Genomic DNA, 24,193 nt, shown 5'->3' on the forward strand with positions numbered 1-24,193 from the left:
ACCCCGCGGAGACCCTCATGCCGACCGCACGCGACCTTTTCGACCAGCTCTCCACCGGAATCACCGACGGCCGCTTCGCCGACCTCGCACGCCTCTACTCCGAAGACACCGTCGTGGAACACCCCACCGCAGTCCCCAGGCCCAGACGCTTGGAAGGCCGCGCCGCAGTGCACGACCGTTTCGTCAGCGGCTTGGGCCAAACCCTTCGCCTCAAACGCCACGACGTGACCATCCACGACACCACCGACCCCGACGTCATCGTGGCCGAATACCAGTACACCGCCGAATCGCTAAAAACCGGCCGGACCACCGAGACCGCCAACATCCAAGTCCTCCACGCCCGCGACGGACTCCTTACCCACACCCGCGACTATCACGACTACCTACGCCTGGCCGCGATCCAAAACGCGACCGCCGGCTTAGGCGCGGCATACGCCCAAGCACCCGCTTACGAAACACGCCCCATCGCTCCGCGCCCGGCTGAACTCTTCTCCCCGAACAGCCGCGAAGGCGTATTCCAACGAGTCGTCTTCGGCGTCGCCGACGGACGCTGGTCCGAACTCCCTGACCTCTATGCGGCAAAAACCGACGTCCGCCACCCATTCCTGCCCGGCGCCCCTGTCCTCCGCACCCGAGACGACCTGCGAGCCCACTTCGCCGCCGGTGCCGCAGCAGCCTTCCGCATCGAGGTGACCGATTTAGTGCTCCACCTGAGCACCGATCCCGAAGTCGTCATCGGCGAATCGACCTACGTAGGCGAAACCAGCTCCGGGACCCCGTTCCAGGTGAACAACATCTTCGTCATGCGCATCCGAGACGGCCACATCGTCGAATCCCGCGACTACGGCGACCACCTCGCCCTGGCCGCAGCCACCGGACGCCTGCCGGACCTCATCGCCCGCGTCGCCGAATAACGGCAACACCTCCAGCCTCTCGCCGCTGAACGGCAACCCCCACGCTATCCACAGCCACCACGGCGGCTCGCCACAAGATTCGCCACTCAACGGCGAACCAACATCCCGACGCAGCCAATCAAGCATCGAAACCCATCGTTGCCATTAAGCGGCAACAGCCGCCGCCCCACCGGCCGCGCCGGTCGCCGCTGAACGGCAAGTCACCCCAGATCAACTTTCGCCATTAAATGGCAAATACCCCCTGACCAGCTTCAACCCACTGAATCTCCGCCAACCACCGGCACCCGCCTAGGTACTTCCCGAGCCCTCACCACCAACATCCTCACGCTCTTCAACAACCTTCACCAAAGCCGAAGCCACCAACGCCACCGCCCGGTCCCCATCCCCCGCCAGTTGCTGCAACGCCTCGCGCGCGAGCGTCCCCGGCATCTCCGCGAGTGCCTGCGTCAACCGGATCCGCACCGCTGAGTCGGCAGGATGCGCCGCCGACGCATCGACCAACGCGCCGACAATGTCGTCCGCGCCCCCGTCCGCCAGCGCGCCCAAGACCTCAGCCGCCTCGACGTCGTTTCGCCCCTCAACGACCATTTCGACGAGCGTCGGCACAGCCTCCTCCACACCGCGCGCGCCCAGAGCGAGCGCCGCATGCCGACGGACCGCAGGATCGGAACCGGCGAGCGCGTCCATCAACACCGCGGTCGCCTCGTCGCCGGGCAACTCGATGAGTGCCAGGATCGCGCGTCGGCGGACGTCGGCGTCCTCCGAGCGGAGACCGGACGCCACATTCGCCACCGCGTCGCCGTCGGTCCGGGCGAGGGCCCATCGGAGTGCGCCGGCGACGTTCGGGTCGGATTCGGCGAGGATCGCCCTGGCCAGCACTTCTGCGGGGACCGGAACATCGTCGGCCGGAGCCAGGACGGTCTGCTGCCGACGCGCGGCACCCGGTGAACTGAGCCCGCGCAGCAATTCGACGATGCGCAAGGCACCCTCCCATCCGGAGGGTGCCGAGGCATCGACCGCGCGGAGCCGGTCGAGCAGCTCCTGTTCCCGCTTCAGCCGGTCTTCGGTCTGCCGGATGAGGTCGCCGACCAGCTCCGACGGCACGAAAGCGGGATCTTCCAGCGCCCGGCCGATCTGCCGCAGCGACATCCCGAGCGACCGGAGGCTCTCCACGTGGAAGATCCGGCGGATGTCGTCGGCGGAGTATTCGCGATAGCCGCCCACGGTGCGACCGGTCGGCCGCACCAGGCCGAGGGCGTCGTAGTGCCGGAGCATCCGGGTGCTCACCCCCGAGCGGCGGGCGACCTCGCCGATCAGCACGCGGTTTCCCGAGCCCGTTCCGGACCGAGTGCGACAATCCGTTTCGCCTCGTCCACGGCTTGGTCGAAACCGGCGTCCGGGTCGCGAAGCAGCCGCTCTGTGGCAACAGCGTGCGCCCGAACATCCGGGTCGGTACTTGTCACTGCGGCCTCCAGCACCGGCTCGATCGTGGGGCCGAGCGCGACCAGCGCCCGGCTGAGGCTGAGCTGCAGGGTTCGGTCACCGCGACCGAGCTGTGTCGCCAGTTCAGCCGCCAACCCGGGCTTGTCCCCGTCCGGCACCAGGACGACAGCCACCCGCCACGCGCTTCTCGCGACCTCGTCGTCGACGTCGCGCAGCAACGACCGGGTGATCGCTGGCCACACGTTCCGGTCGCCGATTTTGGACAACGTGTGCAGCGACTGGCTCCGGGCCTGCGCCACCGGCGACCGCAGCTCCGCGAGAAGCCGCGGCACCGTGTCCCCGGCCGGGAACCGGGTCAACGCCCAAGTGAGCATGTCGCGTACGTAAAAGTCCGGCTCGATCGCGCACCGTGCGACGAGCGCCTCGACGAGACCAGGGCCGTCCGGGCGCGTTCCGATCGTCAGGGCGGCCTGCAGCCGCGTCGACGAGTCCCCCGCGCCCAACGCCTCGATCAGCCGTGTGAGCTGGGAATTCATCTGGGTCGAGTTCATCGGGATCACCTCCGGCGACCAGTGAAGACCTTGTCACGATGTCAATGTCAAACCCGGCGGGCAAAAGGAACTGTCGCCGCTCAGTGGCGAATCCGGCCTACGCCCGATCTGCACCGACAGCGACGCCGACGATCGTGCACGGTTCGGTGCCGTGGTTTCGCCAAGCGTGCCGCGTGCCGTTCTGGACGACGACGTCGCCTGTCCGCAAGACCGTCTGCTCCCCGTCGTCCAGCTCCAACGTGACCTCGCCCGAGACGACCAGGACGTAATCGAGGGTGTCGGTGGTGTGCATGCCCGGTACGTCCGGCTCCATTGCGGCGGCCGCGCCCGGTGCCTGTCGCTCCAGTTCTTCCCAGGCTGCCGTCACGTCGAGATCTGGCGCCGGGGTCAGTTCGCCGGGCGCGATTGTGTTGATCATGAACCGCGAACCGTCCCGCGGCGGGTAATACGCCTCGGCCTGCCCCGGCGAGCCGTTGTCGGGAAATACCGGTCGCTCGTCCCTGCCCCACAGCCGGTAGATCGCGCAGCCCGGCATCAAGCCGGAGGTGATCGGCTCGACGGCACCGTCGGCGACCACCCGCGCCTTGCCGTCGGAGTCGTGCCCGGTGACCACCCGGCGAACCTTCGCGTGTGCCATCTTTTCGCCCCTCAGTACGGCAGCGTATGAATACGGTTGCGTATGGATACGCCACCGTATCCAGCGTGGACAGGGCCGTCAATACGGTGGCGTATCCTCCGCGCATGGTGAACGATTCGCCCCGGCTGTCCGCCCAGGACTGGACGCGGGCCGCGCTGAAGGCGATCGCGGACGGCGGACTGGCCGCGGTCGGAGTCGAGCCGCTCGCGCGGACGCTCGGCGTGACCAAGGGCAGTTTCTACGCGCACTTCCGCAACCGGGACGAGCTGATCACCGCGGCTCTCGCCGATTGGGGGCGAAACCACGGCGAAGCGGGGCTCGCCGAGTACGCCGCAATCGTCGATCCGCGGCAACGGCTGCGCGAACTGCTCACCGCCGTCGTGCGCGCAGTCCAGCCGTTGGCCCCGTCGGTACACCTGAGCCTGCTCGGCGATCGCAACGACCCGCGGGTCAAGGACGCGGTCGGCCGCGTCAACCAAGCCCGGCTCAACCTTCTGACCAGCACGTACCTCGAACTCGGCTTACCGCCGGATCAGGCGGCGCATCGGGCGCGAGTCGCTTACGCGGCCATTCTCGGGCTGCTGCACCTGGCCCAGACCGAAGCGGACTCACCAAGTCCCGACGCACTTGCCGACGCAGCGGCGGCGATCTTCCTGCCGTCCTGAGGGCCAGCCCGCGCGCACCGCACCGGCCGCTGCAGCATTGGCCTCCCAGTGGCGAATCCGACGGGACACGAATCTGGTCCGGCGGGATCGGAGTAGCCGCGAATCGGCGAAACTCGCGATCGACCGAGCATCCGGAGACCCGAGAACCCCGTCAAACGCGAGGCGGCTGATCGCGACCCGTGCACGGAATCGCTCGATAAGGTGGCATTCCTGGCCATGTGTCGCCAAGAAGGGCGTGATGGAGATGCGGGTGCTCGTCTCGGTCGACATGGAGGGAATCGCCGGAGTGGTCCACGGCGAAGAGGTCATTCCCGGGCACAGCGAATACGAGCGCAACCGCAAGCTGCTCACCGCGGAGGCCAACGCAGCCGTCCGCGGCGTATTCGCGTATGACGCAGCCGCACAGGTCCAGGTCACCGAGGCGCACGCGAGCTTCCGGAACCTTCTGCCTGAACTGCTGGACCGACGTGCCGAATTGCTCCGCGGCACTCCCAAGCCTGGCGGGATGATGGCGGGATTGGCCGAGAACACGGACGCGGTCCTGTTTATCGGCTACCACGGCAAAGCCGGCACGCCCCGCTCGGTCATGGCGCACACCATCTCCGGCGGGACCATCGCGGACGTGCGTTGCAATGGCCGTTCGTTGGGCGAAATCGGTCTGAACACCGCGCTCGCGGCGCACTACGGCGCACCACCGGTGCTGGCCAGCGGCGATGACACCGTGGCGGCTGAGGCGGCCGAAGTCGCCCCGGGCATCCGCTCTGTGGTGGTCAAACGCGCGCTGGGGGCGGGCGCGGCCGCGATGCTGCATCCCGATGAGGCGTGCGACCAAATAGAGCACGCGGTACCCGAAGCGCTGGCCGGCCGGGAGGACGTCCGCCCGCTGCGCTTCGACGGCCCGGTCGACCTGGAAGTCGAGGTGCACCGACCCCGGATGACCGAACACGCGCTGCTGGTGCCGGGCATGGAACTCGCCGACGGCCGCACCCTCCGTTACGGGGCACCGGACTTCCCGACGGCCTACCAGGTCATTGAACTCATCGCGACGCTCGGAGCCGTCTGATCCGGACAGCCAGACCCGACCGCGCGGCCGCGCTCAGACCTCTGACCTGGGCAATCACGCAGCTAACCACAGATTCGCCACTAAACGGCAACAGCCGCCCCCAAGCAGCGAGGCCGGTTTCCCGGTCAGCAATGGCCGCGAAAAACCCTACGACTCCGGCAGCTCGAACTCGCCGTCCCGGACCCCGCGCGTGAACGCGTCCCATTCCGAAGGCGTGAACACGAGCACCACACCGTCGGGGTCGGACGGCTGCCGGATGGCCACGTAGGTCACCCCGTCCGAGTGCGGGACGAACGCGTACTCCGCGCAATGCTCCAGGGTCACGCCCGCCGGTTCGGCGCGGATCCAGGTGACGCCGGTGAGGTCGAGTTCGTGCCGGATGTGCGCCTTGTCGTCGGTCGGGCGGCTCATCGGCACAGCGTATCCGCCATTCAGCGGCAACGCCTGGAACGAAAAGAGGCCCCTGCCGTCCGGCGAACGGACGGCAGGGGCCTCCTGCCAAGAAAACCGTCAGGCGGTCTCGGTGATCGGCCGGTCCACCCACGACATGAGGTCGCGGAGCTTCTTGCCGGTCTTCTCGATCGGGTGCTGGTTGCCCTGCTCCTCGAGCTTCGTGAAGTTCGGCCGGCCGGCCTCGTCCTCGGCGACCCACTCGCGGGCGAAGGTGCCGTCCTGGATCTCGCCCAGGATCTTCTTCATCTCCTCCTTGACGGCCGGCGAGATGACGCGCGGGCCGCGGGTGAGGTCGCCGTACTCGGCGGTGTCGGAGATGGAGTAGCGCTGGCGCGCGATGCCGCCCTCGTACATGAGGTCGACGATCAGCTTCAGCTCGTGCAGCACCTCGAAGTACGCGATCTCCGGGGCGTAGCCCGCCTCGGTGAGCACCTCGAAACCGGTCTGCACCAGCGCGGACGCGCCGCCGCACAGCACCGCCTGCTCGCCGAAGAGGTCGGTCTCGGTCTCCTCGGTGAAGGTCGTCTTGATGACGCCGGCCCGCGCGCCGCCGATCGCCGCGGCGTAGGAGAGCGCGAGCGCCTGGGCGTTGCCCGAAGCGTCCTGCTCGACCGCGATCAGGCAGGGCACGCCCTTGCCGTCCACGAACTGGCGGCGGACCAGGTGGCCCGGGCCCTTCGGGGCGACCATCGCGACGTCGACGTTCGCTGGCGGCTTGATCAGCTCGTACCGGATGTTGAAGCCGTGGCCGAAGAAGAGCGCGTCGCCGTCCTTGAGGTTCGGCGCGATGTGCTCTTCGTAGATGAAGCGCTGCTTCGTGTCCGGCGCGAGGATCATGATCACGTCGGCCTCGGCGGCCGCCTCGGCGACCGACAGCACGCGCAGGCCCTGCTCCTCGGCCTTCGCCCGGGACTTGGACCCCTCCTGAAGGCCGATCCGGACGTCGACGCCCGAGTCGCGCAGGCTGAGCGAGTGCGCGTGGCCCTGGCTGCCGTAGCCGATCACGGCGACCTTGCGACCCTGGATGATCGACAGGTCGGCGTCGTCGTCGTAGAAGATTTCCACTGCCATGGGGGGTACTACTTCCTTCCGTACTTACACGAAATCTGAGGTTCAGCGGGGAGAAGCGGCGGTGATCGAGCGGGCCCCGCGGCCCACCGCGACCATGCCGGACTGGACGAGTTCGCGGATGCCGTACGGCTCCAGCATCCGCAGCAGCGCGCCGATCTTGTCCGACGTCCCGGTCGCCTCGACGGTGAGCGCCTCCGGCGAGACGTCCACCACCTTGGCGCGGAAGAGCTGGACGGTCTCGAGGACCTGGCTGCGCACGGTGGCGTCGGCCCTGACCTTCACGAGCAGCAGTTCGCGCTGCACCGCGCTGCCAGTTTCCAGCTCGACGATCTTGATCACGTTCACCAGCTTGTTGAGCTGCTTGGTCACCTGTTCGAGCGGTAGCTCCTCAACGGCGACCACGATCGTCATCCGGGACACCTCGGGGTTCTCCGTGGGCCCGACAGCAAGGGACTCGATGTTGAAGCCGCGGCGGGAGAACAGTCCCGAGACCCGGGCGAGCACACCGGGCTTGTTCTCGACCAGCACGCTCAGCGTGTGGACAGTCATGCTTGTTCTCCCTCCGCGGCCGCGGCCTCGGCGGCTTCCTGCGAAACCTCGTCGTCGTCGAACAGCGGCCGGATGCCGCGGACGGCCATGATCTCGTCGTTCCCGGTGCCCGCGGCGACCATCGGCCACACCTGGGCATCCTTCCCCACGACGAAATCGATCACGACGGGGCGGTCGTTGATTTCCATCGCGCGCCGGATCGTCGCGTCGACGTCTTCCTTGGTCTCGCAGCGCAGGCCGGCGCAGCCGAGCGCCTCGGCCAGCAGCGTGAAGTCCGGGATGCGGTGCTTGTGCGTGCCGAGGTCGGTGTTGGAGTACCGCTCGGAGTAGAACAGGTTCTGCCACTGGCGGACCATGCCGAGGTTGCCGTTGTTGATCACGGCGACCTTGATCGGCGCGCCCTCGATGGCGCACGTGGCGAGTTCCTGGTTGGTCATCTGGAAGCAGCCGTCGCCGTCGATCGCCCACACCTGCGTGTCCGGGAGGCCGAACTGCGCGCCCATCGCGGCCGGGACGGCGAAGCCCATGGTGCCGAGGCCGCCGGAGTTGATCCAGGTGCGCGGCTTCTCGTACTTCACGAACTGCGCGGCCCACATCTGGTGCTGCCCGACGCCCGCGGCGTACACCGCGTCCGGGCCGACCAGCTCGCCGATCCGCTCGATGACGTACTGCGGGGACAGCGAACCGTCGTCGGGCCATTCGTAGCCCGCCGGGTAGTCCTCGCGCCACGAGTCGACCTGCGTCCACCAGTCGCTCAGGTCGGGACGGGAGCGGTCGAACTCGGTCTTCACCGCTTCGATCAGCTCGCCGATGATCTCCTTGCAGTCGCCGACGATCGGCACGTCCGCCTTGCGGTTCTTGGAGATCTCGGCCGGGTCGATGTCCGCGTGGACGATCTTCGCGTCCGGCGCGAACGAAGACAGCTGGCCGGTGACCCGGTCGTCGAACCGGGCACCGAGCGCGACCAGCAGGTCAGCGCGCTGCATCGACGCGACCGCGGCGACGGATCCGTGCATGCCGGGCATGCCGACGTGCTGGCGGTGCGAGTCGGGGAACGCGCCGCGCGCCATCAGCGTGGTGGCGACCGGGATGCCGGTCAGCTCGGCGAGTTCGCGCAGCTGCTCGGACGCCTCGGCCTTGATCACGCCGCCGCCGACGTACAGCACCGGCCGCTGGGCCTGCGCGATCAGCTTCGCGGCCTCGCGGACCTGCTTGCCGTGCGGACGCAGCGTCGGGCGGTAGCCGGGCAGCCGCAGTTCGGGCGGCCAGGAGAACGAGGTCATCTCCTGCAGCACGTCCTTGGGGATGTCCACCAGCACCGGGCCCGGGCGTCCGGTCGCGGCCAGGTGGAACGCCTCGGCGATCGCCCGCGGGATCTCCGCCGGGTCGGTGACGAGGAAGTTGTGCTTGGTGATCGGCATGGTGATGCCGCAGATGTCGGCTTCCTGGAACGCGTCGGTGCCGATCAGGGCGCGCGACTGCTGCCCGGTGATGGCGACGACCGGGACCGAGTCCATGTTGGCGTCGGCCAGCGGGGTGACGAGGTTCGTGGCTCCCGGACCCGAGGTGGCCATGCAGACGCCGACCTTGCCGGTCGCCTGCGCGTACCCGGTGGCGGCGTGCCCGGCGCCCTGCTCGTGGCGGACGAGGACGTGCCGGACCTTCGTCGAGTCGAGCAACGGGTCGTAGGCGGGAAGGATGGTGCCACCCGGAATGCCGAACACGACCTCCGCGCCGACCGCCTCGAGCGAGCGGACAAGCGACTGCGCGCCGGTGACGCGCACCGGCGTACCCGCCGGCGGGGCGGGCTTCGGACGTGCTCCTGGGACACCGGGCGCGGTCGGCCCGGGCTTCGCGTCGCTGCGCGACGTGGCACTGGTCATCGGTTCTGCCTCGTGGGTTCTCGGTGTCACTCGTTCGGGTTGTCTGGGCCGTACTTCCGGTCGGGGAACCGGTTTCACGCAACAAAAAACCCTCGCCGACCGTAAGGTCGCACGAGGGTCGCGCGTCGACGCAGAGGACTCTTCCTAAGCGTCGGCGCGCTGGGGAAGTACGAGACCGGTCTGCGTAATCACGGCCCCGACGTTAGTCGCGCGCCCGGGCGAGTGTCAACTCTACGGGACGGCGGTTCCGCATCGTGGACGGCCAGTACTGCTCCCGCGCGACCCGGACGCAGGTCACTCCCGGCGTCGGTGCACCATTCCTGCGTGGCCAAGAAACAGCAGGACCAGCGTGCGGACGAGGGCCGGAAGGCCGTGTTCCGGATCCCGACCACGGCGTATCTCGCGATCGGTCTGCTGACCGTCTGTGTGACACCGATCGCACTGGGCGAGATCGGCGGATTCCAGTGGCTGTACGTCTTCCCGCTCGCGCTGCTCGTGTTCGTCGCGCGCACGCGCACCGTCGCGACCCGCGAAGGGCTGCACATCCGGACCGTCTTCGGCAAGCGCGACCTGCCGTGGTCGTCGCTCAAGGGCCTGGCGATCACGAACAAGGCCCGCGTGCGCGCGGTCCTCGGCGACGACACGCAGGTCAGTCTTCCCACGGTGCGGACGCGGCACCTTCCGGTACTGGCGCTGGTGAGCGAGGGCAAGATCCAGGACCCGTCCGGCGTGCTGAGCGACGAGGAGCTCACCGGTCGCAAACCGGCGGCCGAGACCGCGCCGGATGCTGCCCAGGAACCTGCTGAGGAACCCGCGCCGGAGCCCTCTCCCGAGTCCTCCCCCGAGCCCGCTGAACCGGAGCCTTCCGCCGACGCGGAACGGACCGGCGGCGGCAGCGGCAAACCCGCCGAGTAGAATTGGTAGGACCAGTTTGCGGAGCCGTAGTTCCCCTCCGCCTGGTTCAGCCTTCTGACCTGGGAGAATGCCGTGCCGCACCTCCGTTCCCGGACCACCACCCACGGTCGCAACGCGGCGGGCGCACGCTCGCTCTGGCGTGCGACCGGAATGACCGACAGCGATTTCGGCAAGCCGATCGTCGCGATCGCCAACTCCTACACCCAGTTCGTGCCCGGCCACGTGCACCTCAAGGACCTCGGCGAGATCGTCGCCGAGGCGGTCGCCGAAGCAGGCGGCATCGCGCGCGAGTTCCACACGATCGCGGTCGACGACGGCATCGCGATGGGTCACTCGGGCATGCTCTACTCGCTGCCCTCGCGCGAGATCATCGCCGACTCGGTGGAGTACATGGTCAACGCGCACCAGGCCGACGCGCTGGTGTGCATCTCCAACTGCGACAAGATCACGCCGGGCATGCTCAACGCCGCGATGCGGCTCAACATCCCGACCGTGTTCGTCTCCGGCGGTCCGATGGAAGCCGGCAAAGCAGTGGTCGTCGAAGGCGTCGCGCACGCCCCGACCGACCTGATCACCACCATCGCGGCCTCCGCGAACTCGGCGGTCGACGAGGCCGGCCTGTCCGAGGTCGAGCGCTCCGCCTGTCCGACCTGCGGTTCCTGCTCCGGCATGTTCACCGCGAACTCGATGAACTGCCTCACCGAAGCGCTGGGCTTGTCGTTGCCGGGCAACGGTTCCACGCTCGCGACGCACGCGGCTCGCCGCGAACTGTTCTCCAACGCCGGACGCACGGTGGTCGAGCTGTGCAAGCGCTGGTACGGCTCCGATGACGAGTCCGCGCTGCCGCGTTCGATCGCCACGAAGGAGGCGTTCGAAAACGCGATGGCGCTCGACATGGCCATGGGCGGGTCGACGAACACCGTGCTGCACATCCTCGCCGCCGCGCAGGAGGGCGAGGTCGACTTCACGATCAGCGACATCGACGCCATCGGACGGCGGGTGCCGTGCCTGTCGAAGGTCGCGCCGAACTCCGACTATCACATGGAAGACGTCCACCGGGCCGGCGGAATCCCCGCCATCCTGGGCGAGCTGTACCGCGGCGGCCTGCTGAACACCGGCGTGCACGCGGTCCACGCGCCGGACATCGCGACGTGGCTGAACGAGTGGGACATCCGCGCCGAGTCTCCGTCGGAGAAGGCGCTGGAGCTGTTCCACGCGGCACCGGGCGGGGTCCGGACCACGCAGGCGTTCTCGACGGAAAACCGCTGGTCGTCGCTGGACACCGACGCCGCTGGCGGCTGCATCCGCGACGTTGAACACGCCTACACGAAGGACGGCGGCCTCGCGATCCTGCGCGGCAACCTGGCCGAGAACGGCGCCGTGATCAAGTCCGCGGGCATCGACGAGGAGCTGTGGCACTTCCAGGGCCCGGCGCGGGTGCTGGAAAGCCAAGAGGAAGCCGTGTCGGCGATCCTGAAGAAGGAGATCCAGCCGGGCGAGGTGCTGGTCATCCGGTACGAGGGCCCGGCAGGCGGCCCCGGCATGCAGGAAATGCTGCACCCGACGGCGTTCCTCAAGGGATCCGGCCTCGGCAAGAAATGCGCCCTGATCACCGACGGCCGCTTCTCCGGCGGTTCCTCGGGCATCTCGGTCGGGCACATCTCGCCGGAAGCGGCCGCGGGCGGACTGATCGGCCTGGTGGAGAACGGCGACCAGATCGTCCTGGACGTCCACGAGCGCCGGCTCGAGCTGCTGGTCGAACCGGAAGTTCTGGCCGAACGGCGGGCGAAGATGGAGGCTTCGGAGCGTCCGTGGCAGCCGAAGGACCGGGAACGCCCGATCACCTCGGCGCTGCGGGCCTACGCCCGGATGGCCACGTCGGCCGACACCGGCGCGGTCCGGGACCCGAACCGCTGATCCTGCTGCTTGCTTTTGCCGGAAGGGGCCCGCGCGTGGTGCGCGGGCCCCTTTTCCGTATCTCGGCCAGTCGGCTTCCACCGCTGCAATCCCGATTTGCGCCGCCGACGTTCCCCGGCCGACACAATTCGCCGCCGAACGGCCAACGGTCACCGTGGCTAGCCCAAGTCCCCCGGCCCGCCCCATTCGCCACTAAACGGCGACCGCTCCCCTGACCAGCCCAAGCCACCCTGGGTCAACGCGAATCGCCACTCAACGGCGAGCAGTCGCTGCGGCCTGCCCGAGTCGCCAGGCCGCAACATTCGCCGCCAAACGGCGAACACTCGCTCTCGCCAGCCCAAGGCCCGCCGAGCGGCACGATTCGCCACTCAACGGCCACGGATCGCCCACCCGCGCCAACCTCCGGCCGCGGCACCCACATCTGCAGCCGCCACCCACGAGCCAGTCCAGCGAGCCTCGGATTGCGGCCCCGACCAGGCATTCGCCACTAAACGGCAACGCCTGAACGGTCTGGTCAACGACCCGAGCCCACCAACCCCACCGTTGCGTCCTCCGCGCAGTCAGCGACGCAGTCTCCGGCCCGGTCAGCGAGTCAGGACAATGACCACCACAGACGCAGCCGCCGCCAGCAGCAATGAGATGAACCCAAGCGGCAACGGCCGTTTCCGCCACGGCGTGTTCCGCTCCAGCGAGATGGTGCCCGCGCCGGTGAAGATCAGGGTCAGCGCGCACAGGCCCAGGAGCAGCTCGTACTCCCAGCCCTGACCGGTGCCCTCGAAGAAGCCGCCGTGGAACTTCGCGTAGACGATGTTCGCGGCCACACCCAGCAGCCCCGCCGCGGCGAGCGGGGTGAAGAGGCCGACGATCAGCAGCGCACTGCCCGCGACCTCGGTGATGCCGGTGATCCAGGACAGCAGCGTCGTCTGTTTGTGGTATCCGAACATCTCGAGCACGTGCGCGAACCCGCCGACGCCCGGTCCGCCGAAAGCGCCGAACAGATGCTGCAGGCCGTGCGCACCCATGATCACGCCGAGCCCCAGGCGCAAGACGAGCAGGCCGAAGCCGAGACCGCCCTGCCGCGGTTCGTCGTAGTCGTTGCCGGCAGAGTCCTCGACACCGGACAGCACGCTGGTCTGGTAGTCGTCCCCTTGAGTGGTCACGCGGCGAAGATTAGGGGATTCAGCCGTGGCCCGCGAGCGAGCACGCCGAGGTCAGGGGCTCTTTCAGGGTTCACCCTGAGTGCCATGCCGACATCCGGGAAATGATCAGTATTCGCCGCGCACGAGATTGCCAGGTAGCTCTCCGCCAGCGTACCGGGCGATTTCCGCGGCAGCCACCAAATAAGCGCGCCGCCGGACGCCCCGTACTGCTCCGGCGACGTGCGGCGTCAGCACGAAACCGGGTGCCGTCCACAGTGGATGGCCGTCCGGCAATGGCTCGGGATCGGTCACGTCGAGCGCGGCGCGAAGCCTTCCCGCCACCAGCTCCGCCGCGAGCGCGTCGGTAACCACAACAGGCCCTTGAGCAGCATTGACCAACACTGCGCCGTCACGCATCGCCGCGAGGAAATCAGCGTCGACCATGCCCCGCGTCCGCGACGTGAGGGGGACCATCATGACCACCACATCGTGGTGCGGCAGCAGTTCCGGTAACTCATCGACACCGTGCACGCCCTCACGCGCCGACATCCCGACCATCGTGCAGCGGACGTCGAACGGCTCCAACCGCCGTCGCAACTGCCGTCCGACGTCTCCCGCCCCGACGATCAGCACGCGCTGGCCCTGCAACGTGTCGGACGGCAACTGCTCCCAACGCCCAGCCCGTTGCGCCGCCGCGTAGACGTCCAGATTCCGGTACATCGACAACAGGACGCCGACGACCCACTCCGCCAAGCTGCCGCCGTGCGCGCCGCGGCAGGTGGACAACAGCACGCCGTCCGGGACGCGGCCGACCCAGTCTTCCGCGCCGGCGGTCAGGAGCTGGACCAGCTTGAGATTCGGCAGATCGCTCCAGATGTCGTCGCCCGCCGAATCCATGGCCGGGACGAGCACCTCGGCTTTCGCAGCCTCCGGCGGCAACGGGCGGCCCCATTCGTAGCGCACCGCGTGGACGAGGGGGATTTCGGACAGCACGGCGACGCCCTCGTCGTCCGGGACCAGCACGGTGACTGTCATGATCACCACGGTAGCCACTTACCAGTGGCTCACGCCGCGCCACCTAGGCTGGGGCATCATGCGTACCCGGTTCCGGTGGTCGGCGCCGCTGGCCCTCCTCGCCTGCGGCGGCCTCGTGCTTTCCGGCTGCGCCCGGTTCGACGACACCGCCGCCGGCCAGACGTTCACCCCCGCGCCGGTGCCGAGCCCGGAATCGCCGCCGCACGTCCAGGAGCACGGCGACGGCCCCGGCAGCGGTCCCCGAAACGGCCCCGCGCAAGCGCCGCCCTCGCCGGTTCCGCCTCCGCAGGGCTGCAAGGACTTCGACAAGGCCGTCATCGCCACCTGCCTCGACACAGTCGCCGCCGTCGCCGGGCTTCCCGGCGAAGGTTCCGCGCCCGCCGCTCTCGCCGGTGAACGGAAAACCGGCCGGGTGATGCTGGCCAGCTCCGGACATGACGCGACGTCGTTCGCGCAACTGGACGTCCAGGCCGACGGCGACGGAGGGCTCACCAGCCTGGCGCTGTCACCGAGTTATGTCGAGGATCAGCTGGTCTTCGCGTACGTCACGACGGCGTCGGACAACCGAGTCGTGCGCTTCGCCAAGGGCCAGGCCCCGAAGCCGGTGCTGACCGGAATCCCGAAGGGCCCGACCGGCAACCGCGGCGCGCTGGCCAGCGACGGAAGCGGCGCACTGCTCGTCGCGACCGGCGACGCTGGCAACCCAGCCGCAGCTGCGGACCCGAATTCCCTGGCCGGCAAGGTCCTGCGCATCGACGTGTCAGGGAAGCCGGCCACCGGCAATCCCGCGTCCGGGTCGGCCGTCTATGCCGCCGGCCTGCACTCCCCCGGCGGCATCTGCCGTTCGTCCGACGGGAAGCGCACGTGGGTGACGGATCACCCGGCCAACGGCCCGGACGCCGTGTACCGCCTCCAGCCCGGACAGCCCCTCATCACACCCGCGTGGACCTGGCAGGACAAGCCCACTCTCGGCGGCTGCGTCGATTTCGTCGACGCGAACGGCATCCTCGGCATCGCGTCGTCCACCGGCATGCAGAACGTGCCGGTCAACAAGGACGGCGCGGTCACGGGCAAGCCGACGGTCACCCTCGACGGCAAAAGCAAGGCCGCTACGACGTACGGCCGGCTCTCCGCCATGAGCATGATCAACCCCCAGCTGGCCGTCGCCGGAACCGTCAACAAGGACGGCGGCAAACCGGTCTCCAGCGACGACCGCGTGGTCCTGATCGTGATGAGCGACACGGGCGGCGGTCCCGGCAAGGACTGACGCCCAAGGTGCCGGGTAGAGCCTTTCCCGGGGCTCGATAGGCCAGCTGACCTGCGGTTAGCCATTTAGTGGCGACATCTGACCCGGTCACGCGACATTCTGTTTCCGCTCGAGTTGCCCGCTTGCCGTGGCCCGCTGCGCCCAGCCGACGTGAAGTCCGGCAAGAGTCGCCGCTCAACGGCGAATCCACCAACCCGCTTCCCGACTGAGCTTGCGTCGCCGCTCAACGCCCAATCCGCTAAGCGCCGACTCCCGATCCGAGCACCCGTCGCCAGCCAGCGGCGAATCCCCTGAAGCCAGCCAACGAGAACCCAACCCCGTCGCCACTGAGCGGCGAATCTGCCAGAAGCCCGCCCAGAACCGACCCGTGTCGCCGTTCAGCGGCGACGACGGGAAGCCCGGCTCTCCGCCCGAGCCGCCCGGATGTCCACGATCGCCACCACGACCGACCCGACCGCGAACGCCATCCCGAGATACCGCCCGACCCCGCCCGAGATCGACACGCCCGCAGCGTCCAGGAACGCTCGTTGATCGCTGTCGAACACCCAGTCCAGCGTCGTCCAGCCGATCACCATCAGCAAAACCGTCGCCAGGCCGCCCACCAGCCACAACTGCGGCAGCCCGCTTACCCGTGCCTTCGTGACCTGCCCGAACAGCACGACCGCAAGGCCGACCACGGCCAGCAGCAACGGCGGACCCCACGAGAAGAGATCCGAATTCCACGCCGTGCGCACGACGTCGCTGTGCGGCAACGTCTTGAATGCCTCGCGGACATCGGACGTCGCGGTGTCTGCCGACAACACAGTCCAGGGCAGGGCTGTCGACCCGGCCGCGAGCAGCCCGGCCGCCAGGCCGAGCCACTCGCGCCAGGTGACGCGTCGAAGCGAAAAAGCCACTCAGGAACCGACGCGCTCGATGATCAGCTCGCGCACCCGCTTGGCGTCGGCCTGGCCCTTGGTCGCCTTCATGACCGCGCCGACGATCGCGCCTGCCGCGGCGACCTTGCCGCCGCGGATCTTGTCGGCGATGTCCGGCTGCGCGGCCAGAGCTTCGTCGACCGCGGTGAGCAGCGCCGAATCGTCGGAGACGACCTTCAGGCCGCGCTTCTCGACGACCTCGCGCGGCGAACCCTCGCCCGCGAGAACACCCTGCACGACCTCCTTGGCGAGCTTGTTCGTCAGCTCCCCGGAGGACACGAGCCCGATCACCTCGGCGACCTGCGCCGGCGTGATCGCCAGTTCGGCAAGCTCGACCTCGCGCGCGTTCGCTTCCTGCGCCAGCGTGTTGACCCACCAGCCGCGCGCCTCGTCCGGCGTCGCGCCGGCTTCGACCGTCGCCGCGACGAGGTCCACAGCACCGACGTTCAGCAGGTCGCGCAGCGCCTCGTCGGAGAGCTTCCACTCTTCCTGGATCCGCTTGCGCCGCTCCCAGGGCATCTCCGGCAGCGTCGCGCGCAGCTCCTCGACCCACTCGCGCGACGGCGCGATCGGCACGAGGTCGGGCTCCGGGAAGTACCGGTAGTCCTCCGCGGTTTCCTTGGCGCGCCCGGACGACGTGGTGCCGTCGGCCTCCTGGAAGTGCCGCGTCTCCTGCCGGATCGACCCGCCTTCGGCGAGAATCGCCGCCTGGCGCGTCATCTCGTACCGCACCGCGCGCTCGACACTGCGCAGCGAGTTGACGTTCTTCGTCTCGGTGCGCGTGCCGAATTCCGTCGCGTCCTTGGCCATCAGCGACACGTTCGCGTCGCAGCGCAGCGAGCCCTGGTCCATGCGGACGTCGGACACGTCGAGCGCCCGCAGCAGATCGCGCAGCGCGGTGACGTACGCGCGCGCCACCTCGGGCGCCCGCTCGCCGGTGCCGGTGATCGGCTTGGTGACGATCTCGATCAGCGGCACGCCTGCGCGGTTGTAGTCGAGCAGCGAGTGCTCGGCACCGTGGATCCGGCCGGTCGCGCCGCCGATGTGCAGCGACTTCCCGGTGTCCTCCTCCATGTGCGCGCGCTCGATCTCGACGCGTACGACCTCGCCGTCGTCCAGCGTCACGTCGAGGTACCCGTCGAACGCGATCGGCTCGTCGTACTGCGACGTCTGGAAGTTCTTCGGCATGTCCGGGTAGAAGTAGTTCTTCCGGGCGAACCGGCACCACTCCGCGATCTCGCAGTTGAGCGCGAGACCGATCCGGATCGCGCCCTCGACCGCCTTGCCGTTCACGGCAGGCAGCGAACCGGGCAGGCCGAGGCAGGTCGGGCACGTCTTGGTGTTCGGCTCGCCGCCGAACTCGTTGACGCAGCCGCAGAACATCTTCGTGTTCGTGCTGAGCTCCACGTGGACCTCGAGCCCGAGCACGGGGTCGAACCGCTCAATGACCTCGGCGTAGTCCATCAACTCGGCCACGGCAGTCACTTCGTTCCTCCCAGCTCCGGAGCCTGGTGCACGAGCGAGCCGCCGGCAGCGGCGTCGCGCGCGGCCTCGTACGCGGCGCCGACGCGGTACAGCCGGTCGTCGGCGAGCGCCGGGGCCATGATCTGCAGGCCGACCGGCAGCCCGTCCTCGTCGGACAGTCCGCTCGGGACGCTCATGGCGGCGTTGCCCGCGAGGTTCGACGGGATGGTGCACAGGTCGGCGAGGTACATCGCCATCGGGTCGTCCACGCGCTCGCCGAGCTTGAACGCCGTGGTCGGCGTCGTCGGCGACACGAGCACGTCGACCTTCTCGAAGGCCTGCGTGAAGTCGCGCGTGATGAGCGTGCGCACCTTCTGCGCGGAGCCGTAGTACGCGTCGTAGTAGCCCGACGAAAGCGCGTACGTGCCGAGCATGATGCGACGCTTCACTTCAGCGCCGAAGCCCTTCTCGCGGGTCAGCGACATCACTTCTTCGGCGCTGTGTTCGCCGTCGTCCGAGACGCGCAGGCCGTACCGCATCGCGTCGAAGCGCGCGAGGTTCGACGACGCTTCGCTCGGCGCGATCAGGTAGTACGCAGGCAGCGCGTACGTGAAGTGCGGGCACGACACCTCGACCACTTCGGCGCCGAGAGCGCGAAGCTGCTCCACGGCCGCCTGGAACGAGCGCAGCACGCCTGCCTGGTAGCCGTCGCCGCCGAACTCCTTCACGACGCCGACGCGTACGCCGGACAGGTCGCCCTTCGCGCCTTCGCGCGCCGCGGCGACAACCGGCGGCACCGGTGTGTTGATGGACGTCGAGTCCATCGGGTCGTAGCCAGCGATCGCTTCGTGCAGCAGCGCGGCGTCAAGCACCGTACGCGCGCACGGCCCGGCCTGGTCGAGCGAAGACGAGAACGCCACGAGCCCGTAGCGCGACACTCCGCCGTACGTCGGCTTCACGCCCACAGTGCCGGTGACAGCGCCGGGCTGGCGGATCGAGCCGCCGGTGTCCGTACCGATTGCGAGAGCCGCCTCGAACGCCGAGATCGCCGCGGAGGAGCCACCGCCCGAACCACCCGGGATGCGCGCGTGGTCCCACGGGTTGTGCGTCGGGCCGTACGCAGAGTTCTCCGTGGAGGAGCCCATCGCGAACTCGTCCATGTTCGTCTTGCCGAGGATCACGACGCCCGCTTCGCGCAGCTTCCGCGTGACGGTCGCGTCGTACGGCGGCAGCCATCCCTCGAGCGTGCGGGACCCGCAGGTCGTCGGGATGCCCTTCGTGGTCAGCACGTCCTTCAGCGCCAGCGGGACGCCCGCCAGCGGCGACGCCGGCTGGTCTCCCGCGGCCAGCTGCTCGTCGACGGCCTTGGCCGCGCCGAGCGCGCCTTCCGTGTCGACGTGCAGGAACGCGTGCACGTGGTCGTCCACCGCGGCGATCCTGTCCAGGTGCGCCTGCGCGACCTCGACGGCGGACACCTCGCGCGCGTGGATCTTCGCCGCCAGTTCGGCGGCGGTCAGCTTGACGAGTTCGCTCACTGTTCTTCTCCCAGGATCCGCGGCACCCGGAACCGGCCGTCCTCGGCGGCCGGCGCGGCGGCCAGCGCGTCCTGCTGCTCGAGACTGGGCCGGACGGTGTCCTCACGGAAGACGTTCGTCAGCGGCACGGCGTGCGAGGTCGGCGGGACGTCTTCCTCGGCGACTTCGCTGACCTTCGCGACCGAATCCAGGATCTGGTCGAGCTGGCCGGCGAAAACGTCCAGCTCGTCGTCGGTCACGGCCAGCCTGGCCAGCCTCGCGAGGTGTGCGACCTCGTCTCGGGAAATGTTGGGCACGCGGGTGACTCCCGGGGTGTGCTGTGCGGGTGCTCTCGGAAGCTGCAAGTCTATGGTGACGGCGTCGGACGGTTCGACCGGGTTATCGGGCCGCGGGCGCCGGGCAGGGCGTCCCGCTTGCCGGACAGCGGGCCCCCGCGGGTACCCGGTCTGTCACAATCGGCGCCCGGCAAGCGCGTCCCACGACAGGGCTGGGACGCCTGAGGCGAGAGGGGCGCGTGGTGTCGTTCCTGATCCGGGTCCAGCTACCGGACTCCCCCGGCACCCTCGGCGCGGTCGCGACCGCGCTCGGCACGGTCGGGGCCGACATCCTGAGCGTGGACGTGGTGGAACGCGGCGGCGGGCTCGCGATCGACGACCTCGTGGTCGAACTCCCGTCGGGCAGGCTCCCGGACGCGCTGATCACCGCGGCCGAGAGCGTGGAAGGCGTCGAGGTCGACGCGGTGCGGCCGTACGCGGGCATCCTCGACACCCATCGCGAGCTCGAACTGGTCGAGGAGATCGCCGCACAGCCGAAGGCCGGGCTGGATTTGCTCGCCGAAGGTGTGCCGAAGATCATCCGCGCCGGGTGGGCGGTGATCGTCGAGCACGCGGAATCGGGCCCTCGCCGCTTGGCTTCGTCGAGCGCGGCGCCGGAAAACCCGTTTACGGACTTGCCGTGGCTGCCACTGGAACGTGCGACGGTTTTGGACGGCGAGGATTCGTGGGTCCCGGAGACGTGGAAGGAACTCGGCACCGAACTGGCCGCCACTCCGCTGGGCAAGCCGGGAAAAGCGATGCTCGTCGCGCGACCGGGCGGGCCCAACTTCCGTGCCGCGGAGGTCGCCCGGCTGGCGCACTTCGCCGGGATCGTCGCGGTGGTTCTGGACGGGTGACCCGGGACTTGGGTCAGGTGTCCTGAAGGTGGTGGCCGAGCGGAGCGTCTGGCGGATCTTGCTTGCCGATAATCGGCGAATCGGCCGGTAAAAGGTCGTAGCCAGCAGAAATCCAAGCCCGGCTCGGCCCTTCGTTGCACTGGAGTTCAGTCGCCGTCGACTGTCCTCAAGTGCAGACAATCTCTCTCGTGAAGGTGAAACGGCTACCGGCTCCCCTGGCTGCGGCGATCAGCACTTGTCGGCATAGAGGGTGACGACTGTGCCAGCAGAAACCACGGTCCCAGGCTTGGGATCCTGCCCGGTCTGGCACCAGTTCCGGTCGATGATCATCATCCGTTTCTTCCCGGACGAATCGACCTCGCGCAGGTTGTACAGCCCAGCCGCCTGCATGGCGTCCTGCGCGTCCTGATGATTCATGCCGGACACGTCAGGGACTTTGATCGTCGCCGGCTGCGCAGTGCTGACCGGTGCGCTCACGGTTGCTGTCGAGGACTGGGTCGCCGTCGCGGTCACGGTCTCGCTCGTGACTGTCGTCGTCGGGGTGCCACCAGGTTGTGGTGCCGCGTTGCACGCAACAGCAAGAAACGCGGCAACGCCAACGACCGGTACTGCGGCTTGAACGAATTTCGCCATGCTCACGCTTCCTCGGTACGAGTCGGTACTTCACGCGTGACAGCTTGAGTCGAAGCCAGACATCCAGACGTTACAACCCGTACCCAGTCGAAGCTCGCCAAACAGGCGCGCCAATGCACAGCCGTCCGCCAACGACAGCCTGGGCCATTCCCGCCCGACCGACGCTCACCGCCAGGTCCGCCAAAGCGCTCACCAGTACCCGACGGAAGCCCAGGCGGGGTTCGTCAAACCGTCGCCACTCAACGGCGAAAACCGGCGACGAACCCTCTCCAACGCTTTCGCCAAAAAACGGCAAAAGTCCTTGACCAGCGAGAACGAGAGGTCAGAAGCCGTATTCGTAGGCGATCAAGTTGACGCCCGGATGCGGATGCCAGTCCCGCGCGGGCAAGCGCCGGAACCCAAGCCGCTCGTAGAGCCGGTGCGCCTTCCGCATCACGTCGAGGCTGCTCAGCACGACCCGGTCGACGCCGAGTTCCCGGCCACGGGTCAGCACCGCCTGTGTGAGCGCCTCCCCGACCCCTCGCCCGCGCGCCGCCTCCGCGACCGCCAGCATGCGGAACTCCAACTCCCCCGGCTGGGAAATCTCGGACAGCTTGCTCCCGGGCTGAACGATCGCGACCGAGCCCAAGACCTCTCCGTCCGGATCTACCGCGACCAGCAGCTCGGCGTGCTCCGCTCGCCCCGACACGTCACGGAGTTTCGCCTCGTACGCCGCGTCCGTGTCGAAAAATCCCTCGATCCGGTAAGCCTCGACGGTCACCTCGCCGAGCGCCTCGAACTCCTCCGGCCGCGCCGGACGGATCTCCACTTCACTCATCGCCGTCCTCAGCTTCCTCGTCCGAACCGGTGTCGAGCGCCAATTCCGCAGCCGCCTCGGGGCCGCGCTCCAGCAGCGCGCGAAACCCGTTCTCGTCCAGCACCGGCACCTTCAACTGCACAGCCTTGTCGTACTTCGATCCCGGAGCTTCGCCCACCACGACGAACGCCGTCTTCTTCGACACCGATCCCGCCGCTTTGCCGCCGCGCGCCATGATGACTTCCTTCGCCTCGTCACGGGAAAACCCGTCCAGCGAACCGGTCACCACGATCGACAGGCCCTCGAGATTCCGCGGGATGGACTCGTCGCGCTCTTCCTCCATCCGAACCCCGGCCCGTCGCCATTTTTCGACGATTTCCCGGTGCCAGTCGACCTCGAACCATTCCTGCACGGCGTGCGCGATGGTCGGGCCGACGCCGTCGACGTCCGCGAGTTCCTCCTCGCTCGCGTCCTCGATCCGTTGCAGCGAACCGAATTCGCGCGCGAGCGCCTGCGCCGCGGTCGGCCCGACATGCCGGATCGACAGCGCGACGATCACTTTCCACAGCGGACGGTCCTTCGCCGAATCGAGGTTCGCCAGAAGCTTCCGCGCGTTCGCCGACAGGTCGCCTGCCTTGGTGCGGAACAACTCCACCTCGGCGAGCGCGTCCTCGGTGAGGTCGAATACGTCGCCCTCGTCAGCGACCACCCTGGCGTCGAGCAGCGCAACCGCCGCCTCGTACCCGAGCACCTCGATGTCGAACGCGCCGCGACCGGCGAGATGGAACAGCCGTTCCCGCAGCTGCGCAGGACAGAACCGGGTGTTCGGACACCGGATGTCCTTGTCGCCTTCCTTTTGATAGGCGAGTTCCGTGCCGCATTCCGGACATTCGGTGGGCATGACGAATTCGCGCTCGTCGCCGGTCCGCGCGTCGACGACGGGACCGAGCACCTCGGGAATCACGTCGCCGGCCTTGCGGATCACGATCCGGTCGCCGATCAGCACGCCCTTGCGCTTGACCTCTTCTTGGTTGTGCAGCGTCGCCCGCGCGACCGTCGAGCCCGCAACCTTCACAGGCTCGGTTACGGCGAACGGGGTGACCCGCCCTGTGCGCCCGACGCCGACCTGGATGTCGAGCAACGTCGTGATCGCCTCTTCCGGCGGATATTTGTACGCGATCGCCCACCGCGGCGCACGCGACGTGGTGCCGAGCCGGCGCTGCAAAGCGACCTGATCGACCTTGATGACCACGCCGTCGATCTCGTGCTCGGCGTCGTGCCGATGTTCACCCCAATAAGCGATGTGATCGGTGAGTTCCTTGCCGGTCCGCAGCACTCGCGTGTGCGGCGACACCGGCAACCCCCACGCCGCCAACGCGTCGTAGGCATGCGACTGCGTGACAGGCTCGAAACCATCGCGCTTGCCGAGACCGTGGCAGATCAGCCGCAGCCGGCGCTCGCGGGTGATTTTCGGGTCCTTCTGCCGCAGCGACCCGGCAGCGGTGTTGCGCGGGTTCGCGTACGGCAGCTTGCCCGCCTCGACCATCTTCGCGTTCAGCTCAAGGAAGTCCTCGACGCGGAAGTAGACCTCGCCGCGCACCTCGACAAGCTTCGGCACCGGGAACTCGTCGGTGCCGGTGAGCTGATCCGGTACCTGGTCGAGGGTGCGGATGTTGAGCGTGACGTCCTCGCCCGTACGCCCGTCGCCGCGGGTAAGGCCCCTGGTGAGCTTGCCGTTTTCGTAGAGCAGGTTGATGGCAAGCCCGTCGATCTTCAGCTCGGCCAAGTACTCCGTCGACCCGACTTCCTTCTCGACCCGTTCGACCCAGGCGAGGAACTCGTCGGTGTAGAACACGTTGTCCAGGCTCAGCATGCGCTCGAGGTGGTCGTGCGCGACGAACTCGGTGGAGAAGGTGCCGCCGACGTTCTGGGTCGGCGAATCCGGTGTGACCAGCGCCGGGTACTCGTCCTCGATCTCCTGGAGGTCGCCGAGGAGCGCGTCGAACTGGCCGTCGGAGACGATCGGCGAATCCAGCACGTAGTACCGGAACTGATGGCCGCGGATCTCCTCGGCGAGCGCGCCGTGCCGCTCGCGCACGTCGGCCGGTACGTCGGTCACGTCCTGGGCGGCCTCCACGGCCGCCTGGTCTTGGGGAAGGTCGGTGCTGCTCACAG

The 24,193-nt window shown here is 68.5% G+C and carries 23 protein-coding genes; 7 read left to right on the top strand and 16 right to left on the bottom strand.

The window, feature by feature from the left end; all coding sequences use genetic code 11:
- Positions 1 to 17: 17 nt before the first annotated feature.
- Positions 18 to 914 carry a nuclear transport factor 2 family protein gene (locus tag DMP23_RS25410; RefSeq protein ID WP_337822723.1) on the top strand — a complete coding sequence of 299 codons (897 nt, stop codon included), beginning with the start codon at positions 18 to 20 and terminating at the stop codon, positions 912 to 914.
- A gap of 288 nt (positions 915 to 1,202) precedes the next feature.
- Here DMP23_RS25410 and DMP23_RS25415 read toward each other — a convergent pair whose 3' ends face one another.
- The 3 genes from DMP23_RS25415 to DMP23_RS25425 all read right to left on the bottom strand — a co-directional run bounded on the left by DMP23_RS25415 (position 1,203) and on the right by DMP23_RS25425 (position 3,545).
- Complete coding sequence (locus DMP23_RS25415; RefSeq protein ID WP_337822724.1) at positions 1,203 to 2,234, bottom strand: HEAT repeat domain-containing protein; 1,032 nt, start codon at positions 2,232 to 2,234, stop codon at positions 1,203 to 1,205.
- Positions 2,228 to 2,908, bottom strand: a complete 681-nt coding sequence (locus tag DMP23_RS25420) for a HEAT repeat domain-containing protein (protein WP_337822725.1) — start codon at positions 2,906 to 2,908, stop codon at positions 2,228 to 2,230. The genes DMP23_RS25415 and DMP23_RS25420 overlap by 7 nt, the downstream gene beginning before the upstream one ends.
- Before the next feature lie 97 nt (positions 2,909 to 3,005).
- Entirely contained in the window at positions 3,006 to 3,545 is a 540-nt protein-coding gene (locus DMP23_RS25425; protein WP_337822726.1) for a cupin domain-containing protein, read from the bottom strand.
- A gap of 104 nt (positions 3,546 to 3,649) precedes the next feature.
- Between DMP23_RS25425 and DMP23_RS25430 the strand changes: the two genes are divergently transcribed.
- Both DMP23_RS25430 and DMP23_RS25435 read left to right on the top strand, forming a co-directional pair.
- Complete coding sequence (locus DMP23_RS25430) at positions 3,650 to 4,210, top strand: TetR/AcrR family transcriptional regulator (RefSeq protein WP_337822727.1); 561 nt, start codon at positions 3,650 to 3,652, stop codon at positions 4,208 to 4,210.
- Between the two features lie 238 nt (positions 4,211 to 4,448).
- Complete coding sequence (locus tag DMP23_RS25435; RefSeq protein ID WP_337822728.1) at positions 4,449 to 5,273, top strand: M55 family metallopeptidase; 825 nt, start codon at positions 4,449 to 4,451, stop codon at positions 5,271 to 5,273.
- A gap of 147 nt (positions 5,274 to 5,420) precedes the next feature.
- Here the strand turns inward: DMP23_RS25435 and DMP23_RS25440 are convergent, their stop codons facing one another.
- The 4 genes from DMP23_RS25440 to DMP23_RS25455 all read right to left on the bottom strand — a co-directional run bounded on the left by DMP23_RS25440 (position 5,421) and on the right by DMP23_RS25455 (position 9,229).
- Entirely contained in the window at positions 5,421 to 5,684 is a 264-nt protein-coding gene (locus DMP23_RS25440; RefSeq protein ID WP_337822729.1) for a DUF397 domain-containing protein, read from the bottom strand.
- A 99-nt stretch (positions 5,685 to 5,783) separates the two neighbouring features.
- Positions 5,784 to 6,797, bottom strand: a complete 1,014-nt coding sequence (gene ilvC, locus DMP23_RS25445) for a ketol-acid reductoisomerase (protein ID WP_037811773.1) — start codon at positions 6,795 to 6,797, stop codon at positions 5,784 to 5,786.
- Between the two features lie 42 nt (positions 6,798 to 6,839).
- Positions 6,840 to 7,346, bottom strand: coding sequence for an acetolactate synthase small subunit (gene ilvN / locus DMP23_RS25450; protein WP_037811774.1), 507 nt, complete (start codon positions 7,344 to 7,346; stop codon positions 6,840 to 6,842).
- A complete protein-coding gene (locus DMP23_RS25455) occupies positions 7,343 to 9,229 on the bottom strand; it encodes an acetolactate synthase large subunit (protein WP_337822730.1) in 1,887 nt (628 codons plus the stop codon). Before DMP23_RS25455 ends, ilvN begins: the two co-directional genes overlap by 4 nt.
- 324 nt (positions 9,230 to 9,553) lie before the next feature.
- Between DMP23_RS25455 and DMP23_RS25460 the strand changes: the two genes are divergently transcribed.
- Positions 9,554 to 10,144: a PH domain-containing protein gene (locus tag DMP23_RS25460; protein ID WP_238607918.1), complete on the top strand. Its 591-nt coding sequence runs from the start codon at positions 9,554 to 9,556 to the stop codon at positions 10,142 to 10,144.
- Between the two features lie 72 nt (positions 10,145 to 10,216).
- A complete protein-coding gene (gene ilvD, locus DMP23_RS25465; protein ID WP_134665597.1) occupies positions 10,217 to 12,061 on the top strand; it encodes a dihydroxy-acid dehydratase in 1,845 nt (614 codons plus the stop codon).
- Between the two features lie 584 nt (positions 12,062 to 12,645).
- On the opposite strand, the gene DMP23_RS25470 is transcribed toward ilvD, so the two are convergent.
- Positions 12,646 to 13,221, bottom strand: a complete 576-nt coding sequence (locus DMP23_RS25470) for a DoxX family membrane protein (protein ID WP_043827811.1) — start codon at positions 13,219 to 13,221, stop codon at positions 12,646 to 12,648.
- A 105-nt stretch (positions 13,222 to 13,326) separates the two neighbouring features.
- Complete coding sequence (locus tag DMP23_RS25475; RefSeq protein WP_043827837.1) at positions 13,327 to 14,235, bottom strand: 2-hydroxyacid dehydrogenase; 909 nt, start codon at positions 14,233 to 14,235, stop codon at positions 13,327 to 13,329.
- Positions 14,236 to 14,293: 58 nt separating this feature from the next.
- On the opposite strand from DMP23_RS25475, the gene DMP23_RS25480 reads away from it, so the two are divergent.
- Entirely contained in the window at positions 14,294 to 15,502 is a 1,209-nt protein-coding gene (locus tag DMP23_RS25480) for a PQQ-dependent sugar dehydrogenase (protein WP_337824450.1), read from the top strand.
- Between the two features lie 377 nt (positions 15,503 to 15,879).
- On the opposite strand, the gene DMP23_RS25485 is transcribed toward DMP23_RS25480, so the two are convergent.
- The 4 genes from DMP23_RS25485 to gatC are packed head-to-tail and all read right to left on the bottom strand — an operon-like array spanning position 15,880 to position 19,714.
- Positions 15,880 to 16,398 (bottom strand): hypothetical protein, encoded by a 519-nt coding sequence (locus tag DMP23_RS25485; RefSeq protein WP_043827810.1) that lies wholly within the window; start codon positions 16,396 to 16,398, stop codon positions 15,880 to 15,882.
- A complete protein-coding gene (gatB, locus tag DMP23_RS25490) occupies positions 16,399 to 17,904 on the bottom strand; it encodes an Asp-tRNA(Asn)/Glu-tRNA(Gln) amidotransferase subunit GatB (protein WP_337822731.1) in 1,506 nt (501 codons plus the stop codon).
- Positions 17,901 to 19,418: an Asp-tRNA(Asn)/Glu-tRNA(Gln) amidotransferase subunit GatA gene (gatA, locus tag DMP23_RS25495; protein ID WP_337822732.1), complete on the bottom strand. Its 1,518-nt coding sequence runs from the start codon at positions 19,416 to 19,418 to the stop codon at positions 17,901 to 17,903. The genes gatB and gatA overlap by 4 nt, the downstream gene beginning before the upstream one ends.
- Positions 19,415 to 19,714 (bottom strand): Asp-tRNA(Asn)/Glu-tRNA(Gln) amidotransferase subunit GatC, encoded by a 300-nt coding sequence (gatC, locus tag DMP23_RS25500; RefSeq protein ID WP_037811790.1) that lies wholly within the window; start codon positions 19,712 to 19,714, stop codon positions 19,415 to 19,417. The genes gatA and gatC overlap by 4 nt, the downstream gene beginning before the upstream one ends.
- 221 nt (positions 19,715 to 19,935) lie before the next feature.
- Between gatC and DMP23_RS25505 the strand changes: the two genes are divergently transcribed.
- Positions 19,936 to 20,589, top strand: coding sequence for an amino acid-binding protein (locus DMP23_RS25505; RefSeq protein ID WP_037716711.1), 654 nt, complete (start codon positions 19,936 to 19,938; stop codon positions 20,587 to 20,589).
- A gap of 228 nt (positions 20,590 to 20,817) precedes the next feature.
- Here DMP23_RS25505 and DMP23_RS25510 read toward each other — a convergent pair whose 3' ends face one another.
- The 3 genes from DMP23_RS25510 to ligA all read right to left on the bottom strand — a co-directional run bounded on the left by DMP23_RS25510 (position 20,818) and on the right by ligA (position 24,191).
- On the bottom strand, positions 20,818 to 21,222 hold the full coding sequence (locus DMP23_RS25510; protein WP_337822733.1) for a PASTA domain-containing protein: 405 nt from the start codon (positions 21,220 to 21,222) through the stop codon (positions 20,818 to 20,820).
- Positions 21,223 to 21,544: 322 nt separating this feature from the next.
- Entirely contained in the window at positions 21,545 to 22,039 is a 495-nt protein-coding gene (locus DMP23_RS25515; protein WP_037811794.1) for a GNAT family N-acetyltransferase, read from the bottom strand.
- Positions 22,032 to 24,191 carry an NAD-dependent DNA ligase LigA gene (gene ligA / locus DMP23_RS25520; RefSeq protein WP_337822734.1) on the bottom strand — a complete coding sequence of 720 codons (2,160 nt, stop codon included), beginning with the start codon at positions 24,189 to 24,191 and terminating at the stop codon, positions 22,032 to 22,034. Before ligA ends, DMP23_RS25515 begins: the two co-directional genes overlap by 8 nt.
- Positions 24,192 to 24,193: the final 2 nt, after the last annotated feature.

It is taken from the genome of Amycolatopsis sp. A1MSW2902 (genome assembly GCF_017312175.1).
GTDB classification, from domain to species: Bacteria; Actinomycetota; Actinomycetes; order Mycobacteriales; family Pseudonocardiaceae; genus Amycolatopsis; species Amycolatopsis nivea.

Coding starts and splice junctions, on each gene's coding strand:
- DMP23_RS25410 (WP_337822723.1), top strand. CDS start 18: ATGCCGACCGCACGCGACCTTTTCGACCAGCTCTCCACCGGAATCACC.
- DMP23_RS25420 (WP_337822725.1), bottom strand. CDS start 2,908: ATGAACTCGACCCAGATGAATTCCCAGCTCACACGGCTGATCGAGGCG.
- DMP23_RS25425 (WP_337822726.1), bottom strand. CDS start 3,545: ATGGCACACGCGAAGGTTCGCCGGGTGGTCACCGGGCACGACTCCGAC.
- DMP23_RS25430 (WP_337822727.1), top strand. CDS start 3,650: ATGGTGAACGATTCGCCCCGGCTGTCCGCCCAGGACTGGACGCGGGCC.
- DMP23_RS25435 (WP_337822728.1), top strand. CDS start 4,449: ATGGAGATGCGGGTGCTCGTCTCGGTCGACATGGAGGGAATCGCCGGA.
- DMP23_RS25440 (WP_337822729.1), bottom strand. CDS start 5,684: ATGAGCCGCCCGACCGACGACAAGGCGCACATCCGGCACGAACTCGAC.
- ilvC (WP_037811773.1), bottom strand. CDS start 6,797: ATGGCAGTGGAAATCTTCTACGACGACGACGCCGACCTGTCGATCATC.
- ilvN (WP_037811774.1), bottom strand. CDS start 7,346: ATGACTGTCCACACGCTGAGCGTGCTGGTCGAGAACAAGCCCGGTGTG.
- DMP23_RS25455 (WP_337822730.1), bottom strand. CDS start 9,229: ATGACCAGTGCCACGTCGCGCAGCGACGCGAAGCCCGGGCCGACCGCG.
- DMP23_RS25475 (WP_043827837.1), bottom strand. CDS start 14,235: ATGACAGTCACCGTGCTGGTCCCGGACGACGAGGGCGTCGCCGTGCTG.
- DMP23_RS25480 (WP_337824450.1), top strand. CDS start 14,294: ATGCGTACCCGGTTCCGGTGGTCGGCGCCGCTGGCCCTCCTCGCCTGC.
- DMP23_RS25510 (WP_337822733.1), bottom strand. CDS start 21,222: ATGGCGAAATTCGTTCAAGCCGCAGTACCGGTCGTTGGCGTTGCCGCG.
- DMP23_RS25515 (WP_037811794.1), bottom strand. CDS start 22,039: ATGAGTGAAGTGGAGATCCGTCCGGCGCGGCCGGAGGAGTTCGAGGCG.